At 64.5% G+C, this 12,393-nt stretch carries 7 protein-coding genes; 4 read left to right on the plus strand and 3 right to left on the minus strand.

The genetic code is table 11. The features are described from left to right. Window positions 1-30: 30 nt before the first annotated feature. From lpdA to aceE, 3 genes are read right to left on the minus strand one after another with little or no spacing between them, the layout of a single operon-like run. A complete protein-coding gene (gene lpdA / locus CAL18_RS09315; protein WP_094817730.1) occupies window positions 31-1,854 on the minus strand; it encodes a dihydrolipoyl dehydrogenase in 1,824 nt (607 codons plus the stop codon). An 11-nt stretch (window positions 1,855-1,865) separates the two neighbouring features. Further along, on the minus strand, window positions 1,866-3,566 hold the full coding sequence (gene aceF / locus CAL18_RS09320) for a dihydrolipoyllysine-residue acetyltransferase (protein WP_094817731.1): 1,701 nt from the start codon (window positions 3,564-3,566) through the stop codon (window positions 1,866-1,868). A gap of 12 nt (window positions 3,567-3,578) precedes the next feature. Then, on the minus strand, window positions 3,579-6,287 hold the full coding sequence (gene aceE, locus CAL18_RS09325) for a pyruvate dehydrogenase (acetyl-transferring), homodimeric type (RefSeq protein ID WP_026639694.1): 2,709 nt from the start codon (window positions 6,285-6,287) through the stop codon (window positions 3,579-3,581). Between the two features lie 304 nt (window positions 6,288-6,591). On the opposite strand from aceE, the gene CAL18_RS09330 reads away from it, so the two are divergent. The 4 genes from CAL18_RS09330 (at window position 6,592) to CAL18_RS09345 (ending at window position 12,365) form a co-directional block, all read left to right on the plus strand. Beyond that, window positions 6,592-8,346: a PAS domain-containing sensor histidine kinase gene (locus CAL18_RS09330; protein ID WP_026639695.1), complete on the plus strand. Its 1,755-nt coding sequence runs from the start codon at window positions 6,592-6,594 to the stop codon at window positions 8,344-8,346. Then, window positions 8,343-8,969, plus strand: a complete 627-nt coding sequence (locus CAL18_RS09335; RefSeq protein ID WP_026639696.1) for a response regulator transcription factor — start codon at window positions 8,343-8,345, stop codon at window positions 8,967-8,969. The genes CAL18_RS09330 and CAL18_RS09335 overlap by 4 nt, the downstream gene beginning before the upstream one ends. Next, entirely contained in the window at window positions 8,966-9,850 is an 885-nt protein-coding gene (gene folD, locus CAL18_RS09340; RefSeq protein WP_051423761.1) for a bifunctional methylenetetrahydrofolate dehydrogenase/methenyltetrahydrofolate cyclohydrolase FolD, read from the plus strand. Before CAL18_RS09335 ends, folD begins: the two co-directional genes overlap by 4 nt. Before the next feature lie 457 nt (window positions 9,851-10,307). Beyond that, window positions 10,308-12,365, plus strand: a complete 2,058-nt coding sequence (locus CAL18_RS09345; RefSeq protein ID WP_094817732.1) for a M3 family metallopeptidase — start codon at window positions 10,308-10,310, stop codon at window positions 12,363-12,365. Window positions 12,366-12,393: the final 28 nt, after the last annotated feature.

The following is a 12,393-nucleotide window of genomic DNA, read 5'->3' on the forward strand; positions in this document are numbered from 1 at the left end:
GGCTTCTGCTTCTTATGCCGTCGAGGCGTTTTACTTCTTGCGCATCGGAGGCAGGTCGGTGCACACGCCTTCGGCGACTTCCGCGGCCATGCCCACCGATTCTCCCAGCGTGGGATGCGGGTGGATGGTCTTGCCGATGTCCACCATGTCTGCGCCCATTTCGATCGCGAGCGCGATCTCGCTGATCAGATCGCCCGCATGTGTGCCGACGATGCCGCCTCCGACGATGCGGTGCGTTTCGGCATCGAACAACAGCTTGGTGAAGCCTTCGTCGCGGCCATTGGCAATGGCCCGCCCGGATGCCGCCCAGGGGAACAGGCCTTTTTCGACCTTGATTCCCTGCTTCTTGGCATCGTCTTCGGTCAGGCCGACCCAGGCCACTTCCGGATCGGTGTAGGCCACCGAGGGAATGACGCGGGCGTCGAAGAACGACTTCTGGCCCGCGGCGGCCTCGGCCGCCACGTGGCCCTCATGCACGGCCTTGTGCGCCAGCATGGGCTGGCCCACGATATCGCCGATGGCGTAGATGTGCGCGACGTTGGTGCGCATCTGGCGGTCGACCTCGATGAACCCGCGCTCGGTAACCGCAACCCCCGCCTTGTCGGCCCCGATATTCTTGCCGTTGGGGCTGCGCCCCACTGCCTGCAGGACCAGGTCGTAGCGCTGCGGTTCCTTGGGCGCGGCGTCGCCCTCGAACGTGACATACACACCGTCTTTCTTCGCCTCGGCGGCCACGGTCTTGGTCTTGAGCATGATGTTGTCGAAGCGCCCGGCGTTCATCTTCTGCCACACCTTGACCAGGTCGCGATCGGCTCCCTGCATCAGGCCGTCGAGCATTTCGACCACATCCAGGCGCGCGCCCAGCGTGGAGTACACCGTGCCCATTTCCAGGCCGATGATGCCGCCGCCGATGATCAGCATCTTCTTGGGAATGGAGCGCAACTGCAGCGCGCCGGTGGAATCGACGATACGCTCGTCTTCGGGCAGGAACGGCAGCTTCACCGACTGGCTGCCCGCGGCGATGATGGCGTTCTTGAAGCGGATTGTCTGGCTCTTGCCGTCGGCGCCCTTGACCGTCATGTGGTGCGGATCGGCGAACTCGCCTGCGCCCGTCACCACCTTGACCTTGCGCGCGCGGGCCATGCCGGCCAGGCCACCGGTCAGCTTGGCGACGACGCTGTCTTTGTAGCCGCGCAGCTTGTCCAGGTCGATCGTGGGTTCGCCGAAGCTGATGCCGTGCGCGGCGAGCGCACGCGCCTCGTCGATGACCGCCGCGTTATGCAGCAAGGCTTTCGACGGAATGCAGCCCACGTTCAGGCATACCCCGCCCAGGGTGACGTAGCGTTCGACCAACACCGTGGACAGCCCCAGGTCGGCGGCGCGGAAGGCCGCGGAATAGCCACCGGGGCCGGCGCCCAGCACCAGGACATCGCATTCGACATCGGCAGAGCCGCTATATTGAGCCGCGGCGGGGGCGACGGATCCGGGGTCGCTGGACGCGCTCTTGGCGGGGGCTTGCGACTTGGGTTCGGTGCCTGACGCCTGCTGGGAGTCAGACACCTGTGTCTTGCCTTCGCCTTCGCTGTTTGATTCCTGAGCGGAACCCTTCGATTCGCCGGCCTCGACTTCAAGGATGACGGCGCCTTCGGCCACCTTGTCGCCCACCTTCACCTTCACCGACTTCACCACACCGCCGGCCGAGGCGGGAATTTCCATCGACGCCTTGTCCGACTCCACCGTGATCAGGCTCTGCTCGGCCTTGATCGTGTCGCCCTCGGACACCAGCACTTCGATGACTTCCACTTCCTTGAAGTCGCCTATGTCCGGAACCTTGATTTCCACGAGTTTGCTCATAAGACCCCCGGTTACAGCGCAATGCGACGGAAGTCGGCCAGCAATTGGCCCAGGTACGCGTTAAAGCGCGCAGCGGCCGCGCCGTCGATGACGCGATGGTCGTACGACAGCGACAGCGGCAGGATCAGGCGCGGCACGAACTGCTTGCCGTCCCATACCGGTTTGTGCGCCGAGCGCGACACGCCCAGGATGGCCACTTCGGGCGCATTGATGATGGGCGTGAAGTGCGTGCCGCCGATGCCGCCCAGCGACGAGATCGAAAAGCAGCCGCCCTGCATTTCCGCCGGGGAAATCTTGCCCTCGCGAGCCTTTTTCGACAGTTCGCCCATTTCCTTGGCGATGTCGAGTATGCCCTTCTTGTCGGCGTCGCGGATCACCGGCACCACCAGCCCGTTGGGCGTATCGGCGGCAAAGCCGATGTGGTAGTACTGCTTGTAGACAAGCTGATCGCCATCGAGCGACGCGTTGAACTCCGGAAACTTCTTCAGGGCTGCAACCACGGCCTTGATCAGGAAGGCCAGCATGGTGATCTTTACGCCGGACTTCTCGTTTTCTTTGTTCAGGGTGACGCGCAGCGCCTCCAGGTCGGTGATGTCCGCCTCGTCATTGTTGGTGACGTGCGGGATCATGACCCAGTTGCGGTGCAGGTTGGCGCCCGAAATCTTCTTGATGCGCGACAGCGGCTTGGCTTCGATCGGACCGAACTTGGTGAAGTCGACCTGCGGCCAGGGCAGCAGGCCCAGCGCGGCGCCATCCGGGCTCGCGCCGCCAGCCGCCGGCGCGGCCAGCGCCTGCTTGACGAAGCCACGCACATCGTCGGCGGTAATGCGGCCCTTGCGGCCCGACCCCTGTACCTTGCTCAGGTTCACGCCCAGTTCGCGGGCAAACTTGCGCACCGAAGGCGACGCGTACGGCAGCTTGCCGGGCGGCAGGCCCGGGTCTTCGAGCGCAGCGGTGGGAGGAGCCTTGGCGGCTGGCGCGGGCGCCGCCCGGGCGGCGGTGGCGTCCTTGGCGGCGGCAGGCTGTTCCTGCGCCTGGCCCTGCGCCGGGCTGGCCGGCTGGGCGGCCTGTTGCGGCTGGGCGTCGCCGCCCTGGCCTTCTGCCACCACGATAACGGTACCCTTGGCGACCTTGTCGCCCACTTTCACCCTGACTTCCTTGACCACGCCGCCGGCCGAGGCCGGGATTTCCATCGAGGCCTTGTCGGACTCGACGGTGATGAGGCTTTGCTCGGGTTCGATGGTGTCGCCCACCGCCACCATGACTTCAATGACTTCGACCTCTTTGAAATCACCGATGTCCGGCACCGCGATTTCAGTGACGCCGCCCGGCCGGGCCTTGCCCGCCGCCGGTTCTACGTCGGGCGCTTCCACGGTCTGGCCCTGGGTGCGGGGAGCGTCGTCCGCGGCTTGTTGTTTGCCGGCTGTGTCCGACGCCTTTTGGGAATCGGATGAGTCGGACTCCGACGCTTCGCCGGCCTCGATTTCAAGGATGACGGCGCCTTCGGCCACCTTGTCGCCCACCTTCACCTTCACCGACTTCACCACACCGCCGGCCGAGGCGGGAATCTCCATCGACGCCTTGTCCGACTCCACCGTGATCAGGCTCTGCTCGGCCTTGATCGTGTCGCCCTCGGACACCAGCACTTCGATGACTTCCACTTCCTTGAAGTCGCCTATGTCCGGAACCTTGATTTCCACGAGTTTGCTCATGTCTGTTTACCTTCAGGCGTGATGCGGGTTGGCTTTCTCGGGATTGATGCCGTATTTCTTGATGGCCTCGGCAACCTTGGATACGGGCACCTTGCCCTCGTCGGCCAGGGACCGCAAGGCGGCCAGCACCACGAAATGACGGTCGACCTCGAAGTGCTCGCGCAGCTTGTAGCGGAAGTCGGACCGCCCGAACCCATCGGCGCCCAGCACGCGGTAGGTGCGGTCGGCGGGCACGAAGGGCCGGATCTGGTCGGCAAACAACTTCATGTAGTCGGTGGACGCGATGATCGGGCCCTCGGTCTTGGCGAGCTGGGCGGTCACGTACGGCACTTGCGGCTGCTTCTGCTCCGGGTGGAGCAGGTTGTGGCGGTCGGCGTCCAGGCCGTCGCGGCGCAGCTCGGTAAAGCTGGTCACGCTCCAGACATCCGAAGCGACGCCCCAGTCGGCTTCCAGCAGATCCTGCGCGGCGATGACTTCGCGCAGGATGGTGCCCGAACCCAGCAATTGCACGCGCAGTTTGCCCTTGCCGTGCGACTTCAGCTTGTACATCCCCTTGATGATGCCTTCCTCGTCGCCCTTGTTCAGGCCGGGCTGCGGGTAGTTTTCGTTCATCACCGTCAGGTAGTAGTACACGTTCTCCTGGTCTTCGACCATGCGCTTGAGGCCGTGCTGGATGATGACGGCCACTTCGTGCGCGAAGGTCGGGTCGTACGACACGCAGTTCGGAATGGTCGAGGCCAGGATGTGGCTGTGGCCGTCCTGGTGCTGCAGGCCTTCGCCGTTGAGCGTGGTGCGCCCGGCGGTGCCGCCCAACAGGAAGCCGCGCGCCTGCATGTCGCCGGCGGCCCAGGTCAGGTCGCCCACGCGCTGGAAGCCGAACATCGAGTAATAGATGAAGAACGGGATCATGATCCGGTTGTTCGTGGAGTACGACGTGGCCGCCGCGATCCACGAGCTCATGGCGCCCGCTTCGTTGATGCCTTCCTGCAGCAGTTGGCCGTCGGCCGACTCCTTGTAGTACATGACCTGGTCTTTATCCACCGGCGTGTACTTCTGCCCTTCCGGCGCATAGATGCCGATCTGGCGGAACAGCCCTTCCATGCCGAAGGTGCGCGATTCGTCGGCCAGGATGGGCACCACGCGCGGGCCGAGTTCCTTGTCGCGCAACAGCTGGTTCAACACGCGCACGAACGCCTGGGTCGTGGAAATCTCACGGCCTTCCGCGGTGGGTTCGAGCACCGCCTTGAACGCGTCCAGGGCGGGCGCCTTCAGGTGCTCGTCGGCCTTGACGCGGCGCTTGGGCAGGTACCCGCCCAGCGCCCGGCGCCGCTCATGCAGGTATTGCATTTCCGGCGAATCTTCGGCCGGCTTGAAGTACGGCAGTTTTTCCAGCTGATCGTCGGGAATGGGGATGGCGAAGCGGTCGCGGAATTCGCGGATCGCATCCAGTTCGAGCTTTTTCTGCTGGTGAGTGGGGTTCTTGGCCTGGCCGACATGGCCCATGCCGTAACCCTTGATGGTCTTGGCCAGGATGACGGTGGGCTGGCCCTGGTGGGTGGTGGCGGCCTTGAACGCGGCATACACCTTGTGCGGGTCATGGCCGCCGCGGTTCAGGCGCCAGATGTCTTCGTCGCTCATGCGCGATACCGCCTCGAGCAGCTTGGGATGCTTGCCGAAGAAGTGTTCGCGCACGAATTTGCCGTCATTGGCCTTGTACGCCTGGTATTCGCCGTCCACGGTGTCTTCCATGATCTGGCGCAGAATGCCTTCCTTGTCGTGCGCCAGCAGCGGATCCCAATAGCCGCCCCAGATCAGCTTGATGACGTTCCAGCCCGAGCCGCGGAAGTCGCCTTCGAGTTCCTGGATGATCTTGCCATTGCCGCGTACCGGGCCGTCCAGCCGCTGCAGGTTGCAGTTGATGACGAAGATCAGGTTGTCGAGCTTCTCGCGTGCCGCCAGCGAGATGGCGCCCAGCGACTCGGGCTCGTCCATTTCGCCGTCGCCGCAGAACACCCAGACCTTGCGCTTGCTGGTGTCGGCAATGCCGCGCGCATGCAGGTATTTCAGGAACCGCGCCTGGTAAATGGCCATCAGGGGGCCCAGGCCCATCGACACCGTGGGAAACTGCCAGAAATCCGGCATCAGCTTCGGGTGCGGGTACGATGACAGGCCCTTGCCATCGACTTCCTGGCGGAAATGGTTAAGCTGTTCTTCTGTCAGGCGGCCTTCGAGATAGGCGCGGCCATACATGCCGGGCGACGTGTGGCCCTGGAAATACACCAGGTCGCCGCCGTGGTCTTCGGTCTCGGCGTGCCAGAAGTGGTTCTGCCCGCAGCCGATCATGGTGGCCAGCGAAGCAAACGAGGCGATATGCCCCCCAAGGTCGCCGCCGTCCGGCGGGTTGTGTTTGTTGGCCTTGACCACCATCGCCATGGCGTTCCAGCGCACGTACGAGCGGATACGCGACTCCAGCTCGAGATTGCCGGGATGCCCGGGCTCCAGCCCGGGCGGAATGGTGTTGACGTATGCGGTGTTCGGCGAAAATGGGATATGCGCCCCGGAACGACGCGCCGCATCGATCAGGCGCTCGAGCAGGTAATGGGCGCGCTCGGGACCTTCGCGATCGAGCACGGCGGCCAGGGCTTCGAGCCACTCCTGGGTTTCCAGGGTGTCTTCGTCATTGGCGGCAGATAGCGCGCGAGCCTGGGCGTTAGAGGACATCGTGTGTCTCCTGTGAATTCGAGCACGCCCTTCCCGGATGACGGGCTGGGCAGACCAGTAGTCCGGCACGTGCCGGGGTTATCCATTGCCATGCCGATCGACTCAATAGGGTACGGCAAGGGACGCTAAAGGCGAAGAGTAACCCGTCCCACAGAAAATTTCATGTTGCGGTACGGCATTTCGTAATGTGGAATGTTGACAAGGAGCTGAATATATACGGGCCCCACACCCGGGCCCGATAGCCTCAATCGCGCAAGCGATTGCAACAGGCTCTAAAATGCCCGCACTAAACGGCCCGAACGTTATGTCCAGCCCGCCCAAATCCAACATACCGAATTCGTTCCACGACCACGCCCGCCAGCGCAGGCGCGGCGTGTATTGGATTACGCCGGCGGTGGTGCTGATTCTGTATTTATGCGTGATGGGCGCCTTCTTCTGGCTGCAGCGCCTGCATGACGACAGCGTCATGTTTGTCACCATCGACCAGGAAGTCCGCCAGCAGCGTCTGCTGTGGGTGGTGATCGCCCTGTCGTGCGTGATCATCATCAGCCTGTTGATGCTGTGGCGCTATACGCGCTTCCGGTCCGAGGCAGAAGCCGCGCTGATCGCCGAAACGGGTTTTCGCCGCGCGATGGAAAACTCCATGTCCACCGGCATGCGCGTGCTGGACATGGAAGGCCGCATTGCCTATGTGAATCCCGCTTTCTGCCGGATGATAGGCTGGAACGAAGCCGACCTTATCGGCCGCAGCCCGCCTTTCCCGTATTGGGTGCCCGGCCGCTACGAGCAGCACCAGCATACGCTGGACGTGCTGACCTCGGGCAAGACGCCCAGCAGCGGCCTGGAAGTCGAGGCGCAGCGCCGCGACGGTTCGCGCTTTACCGCGCGCATGTATGTATCGCCCCTGCTCGATCCCAACGGCACGCAGATCGGCTGGATGACCTCGATGACGGACATCACCGAGCCCAAGCGCATCCGCGAAGCCCTTACGGCGGCGCACGAGCGTTTCATGACCGTGCTGGAAGGCCTGGACGACGCCATTTCGGTTACCGCCGACACGCACGACGGGCTCGAGCTGCTGTTTGCCAACCGCACTTACCGCCGCGTGTTCGGCGCCCAGACTGGCGGCCACGATGAACTGCTGGCCGGACGCCGCGGCCGCTTTACCGACGAATCGGTGGAAGTGTTCGCGCCATCGGTGCAGCGCTGGTTCGAAGTGCACCATCGCATGCTGGCCTGGACCGATGGCCGCCGGGTGCGCATGCAGGTGGCGCGCGATATCACCGAGCGCCGCCAGCACGAAGAGGCTTCGCGGCTGCAACAAGAAAAAATCCAGCTGACCAGCCGGCTGACCACCATGGGCGAAATGGCATCGTCGCTGGCTCATGAACTGAACCAGCCGCTGACGGCCATCGCCAACTACAGCATGGGAGCGGTGGCGCTGGTCAAGGCCGGGCACACCAGCCCGACCATGCTGCTGCCTGCCCTGGAAAAAGCGGCCGCGCAGGCCGAGCGGGCCGGCAAGATCATCAGCCGCATCCGCGAGTTCGTCAAGCGCAGCGAGCCGCGCCGCCAGCGCGCGCCCATCGGCCGCATCGTCGACAACGCCATCGGCTTTGCCGAAATCGACGCCCGCAAGCGCCGCATCCGCATCGAACCGTTCGTGCCTTCGAACGTGCCCGATGTGCTGGCCGACCCCATTCTTATCGAGCAGGTCCTGCTCAATCTGTTGAAAAATGGCCTTGAGGCCATGGAAAACAGCGATTCCGACGTGCTCAAGGTCGCCGTGATCCAGCATGAACAGCAGATCGAGGTGGCCGTCGTCGACCGAGGCCATGGCCTGGCCGAACCGGAACGCCTGTTCGAACCTTTTTTCAGCACCAAGTCGCAAGGCCTGGGCATGGGGCTGAACATCTGCCGTACGATTATCGAGTCGCATCACGGCCGCCTGTGGGCCGACCCCAACCCCAGCGGCGGTACTATTTTCCGCTTTACCCTGCCCTGCGCCACGCCCGACAAGGCGGCGCAGAGTGATCAGCCCGAGGAGTTGCACGCATGAACACCCCCCCCCAGTCGAGCACGGTATTCATTGTCGACGACGACGAAGCGGTACGCGATTCGCTGCGCTGGCTGCTCGAGGCCAACGGCTACCGCGTACGCTCGTTCGCCAGCGGCGAGACCTTTCTTGAAGAGTATGACCCGGCACAGGTGGGCGTGCTGATCGCCGACGTGCGCATGCCCGGCATGAGCGGCCTGGAGCTGCAGGAACAGATTCTTGCGCGCAACGCGCCGCTGCCCATCGTGTTCATCACGGGGCACGGCGACGTCCCCATGGCCGTTTCGACCATGAAGAAAGGCGCCGTGGACTTCCTGGAAAAGCCCTTCAACGAATCCGACCTGCGCGAAATCGTGGCGCGCATGCTGGAACAGGCCACGCAGCGTGTCAGCCAGTTCCAGGCCCAGAAAGACCACGAGGCCATGCTGGCGCGCCTGACCGCGCGCGAACAACAGGTACTGGAACGCATCGTCGCCGGACGCCTGAACAAGCAGATTGCCGATGACCTGGGCATCAGCATCAAGACGGTAGAGGCGCATCGCGCCAACATCATGGAAAAACTGGAAGTCACCACGGTGGCCGACCTGATGAAGGTCGCGCTGGCCAAACCCGAGGCACATGCATGACCCGGCAGGATCTCTCTCCCACGGCGCACACGGGCGCCCGCATCATCGACGGCGCGGCTCTGGCGCAGCGTATCCGCGAAGACGTCGCCCGGCGCGTGCAGGCCTTGGCGGCCCGGGGCGCGCGGCCCGGCCTGGCCGTGGTGCTGGTGGGCGACGACCCTGCCTCGCAGGTGTATGTGCGCAATAAAGTGGCCGCCTGCGAAAAAGCGGGCCTGTACTCGATCAAAGAGCAATATCCGGCCAGCATGTCAGAGGCCGAACTGCTCGAGCGCATCGATGCCCTGAATCGCGACCCGGCCATCCACGGCATTCTCGTGCAATTGCCGTTGCCGGCCCACATGAGCAGCCACAAGGTCATTGAAGCGATTGCCGCCGAAAAGGACGTGGACGGCTTCCACGTCAGCAATGCGGGCTTGCTGATGACGGGGCAGCCGCTGTTCCGGCCGTGCACGCCGTACGGCGTGATGAAGATGCTTGAAGCCGAAGGCGTGCCGCTGCGCGGCGCCGAGGCAGTCATCGTGGGCGCAAGCAATATCGTGGGCAAGCCCATGGCCATGCTGCTGCTGCAGGCCGGCGCCACGATCACTATCTGTAACTCCAAGACGCGCGACCTGGCCGCTCAGACGCGCCGGGCCGATGTGCTGGTGGTAGCCACCGGCAAGCCCGGCATGATCACCGGCGACATGATCAAGCCGGGCGCGGTCGTCATCGACGTCGGCATCAATCGCGGCGCCGACGGCAAATTGTGCGGCGACGTGGATTTCGCCTCGGCACGCGAGGTGGCGGGCGCCATCACTCCCGTGCCCGGCGGCGTGGGCCCCATGACCATCGCGATGTTGCTGGTCAATACCGTCGAAGCCGCCGAAAGGGCCGCGGGCTGAATCTTTGCGGCTTCGCCGGCGCCTGCCGCGCTTCGTGCGGCTAATGCCGGTGTATGACGCTTTGTGCGGCTATGCCGGTGTGTGACGTTTTGTGCGGCTATGCCGGTGTCTGACACCCTTTGGGAGTCAGACACCACTCCGCCCCGCCCCCGACCCAACCCACCCGGTGTCTGACTCCCGCAGGATGTCAGACACCCCACGACGTCACCGACACCGGTGTCTGACTCCCCAAGGGTGTCAGACACCCCACGGCGTCACCGATACCGGTGTCTGACTCCCCAAGGGTGTCAGACACCTCACGACTTCACCCATACCGGTGTCTGACTCCCGCAGGGTGTCAGACACCCCACCGACGCCCGCCAGGTCGCAGCGTTTCCGGGCCACGACGGCGCTTGATTTCCCGCGCCCTGCCCTCACCTGTTGTAATACTTCTTTTATTTCCCGCTACCGCTCGTCCATGACCCAGAATCCCTTGCTTGCCCCCATGTCCGGCCTGATCGACTATGCGGCGGTTACGCCAGCGCACATCGTCCCGGCGATCCAGGAACTGCTCGATGTCGCGCGGCGGGCGGTCGAGGCGGCCGCGGATCCGGCGCTGCCGGCCGAATGGGAAACCGTGGCGCAGCCGCTGGATACGGCCACCGAACGCCTGTGGCGCGCCTGGTCGGTCGCAGGCCACCTGAACGCCGTCGTCAACACCCCCGAACTGCGCGAAGCCTACAACGCCGCGCTGCCGCTGGTGACCGAGTTCTCGACCTGGGTGGGCCTGCACGAGGGCCTGTACAAGCAATACCAGCGCCTGCGCGCCTCGGCAGGCTTTGACAACTGGGACCCGGTGCGCCGCCGCATCGTCGACCTGGCGTTGCGCGATTTCCGCCTGAGCGGAGTCGAGCTGCAAGGCCAGGCGCGCGAACGCTATGCCGCCATTTCCGAGCGTGAAGCCCAGGTCACCCAGAAATTCTCGGAAAACGTCCTGGACGCGCGAGATGCGTGGTCGATGTTCATCGACGACGAAAGCCGGCTTGACGGCCTGCCCGCCGACGCGCGCCAGGCGGCGCGCCAGGCCGCGCAAGACGATGGCAAACCCGGCTGGAAGCTCACCTTGAAAATGCCGTGCTATCTGCCGGTGATGCAGTACGCCCGCGACCGGGCGCTGCGCGAAGAAATGTACCGCGCCTATGGCACCGTTGCCTCCGAACAGGGTGACGCGCAGTTCGACAACTCACCGCTGATCGAAGAGCTGCTTGCGCTGCGTGCGGAGGAATCCCGCCTGCTGGGTTACCAGACCTTCGCCGAACTGCGCCTGCAGACACGCATGGCGCGCGACGCCGACGAGGTCGTGCGCTTTCTGCGAGACCTGGCCGCCCGCGCGCGGCCCCACGCCGAACGCGACCTGGCCGAACTGCAGGCGTACGCGTCTGCCGAACTGGGCCTGGACACGCTGCAGCCCTGGGATATTGCGTATGCATCCGAACGGCTGCGCGAATCGCGCTACGCGTATTCCGAGGACGAGATCAAGCAGTACTTTACCGAGCCCCGCGTGCTGCAGGGCCTGTTCCAGGTGGCCGAGACTTTATTCAATGTGCGCCTGCGTGAAACCGAGGTGTCGCGTTGGCACGAAGACGTGCGCGGCGTGCGCGTCGAAACGCCGGACGGCGAACTCGTGGGCCATCTGTATCTGGACCTGTATGCCCGGTCGGGCAAGCAGAGCGGCGCCTGGGTAGACAGCGAGCGCAACCGCCGGCGCCTGGGCCAGGAGCTGCAGACGCCCGTCGTATACCTGACGTGCAATTTCGCGCGGCCGGGCGACGGCAAGCCGGCGTTGCTGACGCACGACGATGTCATCACCCTGTTCCATGAAGCTGGCCATGCGCTGCATGCGCTGCTGTCCGAAGTCGACGAACCGGCCGCGGCGGCGTTTGCCAGCGTCGAATGGGACGCCATTGAGCTGCCTTCGCAGTTCATGGAAAACTTCTGCTGGGAATGGCCCGTAGTGCAGCGCCTGTCGGCGCACGTCGAACACGGCGAGCCCCTGCCTCGCGCATTGTTCGACAAGCTGCTGGCGGCGCGCAATTTCCAGAGCGGCATGCAGACGGTGCGGCAGATCGAGTTCGCGCTCTTCGACATGCTGCTGCACGATCGGGCTCAGGGCGCGTCAATTACCGAAACGCTCGACCTGCTGCAACATGTGCGAAGCGAGGTCGCGGTATTGTTCCCGCCCCAGTGGCATCGCCTGCCGCACAGTTTTTCGCATTTGTTCGCAGGCGGCTACGGCGCGGGCTACTACAGCTACAAATGGGCCGAAGTATTGTCTGCCGATGCCTATGAAGCATTCGAAGAAGCGGCCCAGGCCGGCGCGGACGGCACGCTCGACCCCGACACCGGAGCCCGGTTCCGCAAAGAAATCCTGGCGGTGGGCGGCGCGCGGCCCGCGGCGGAATCGTTCAAGGCTTTTCGCGGCCGCGAACCGCGCATCGACGCGTTGCTGCGCCACAGCGGCATGGCCGCCGCCTGATACTGGGCGTCGGCATTGTGCGGCCTGG

Origin of the sequence: Bordetella genomosp. 7 (assembly GCF_002261415.1) — a bacterium.
Lineage (GTDB): Bacteria > Pseudomonadota > Gammaproteobacteria > Burkholderiales > Burkholderiaceae_B > Bordetella_A.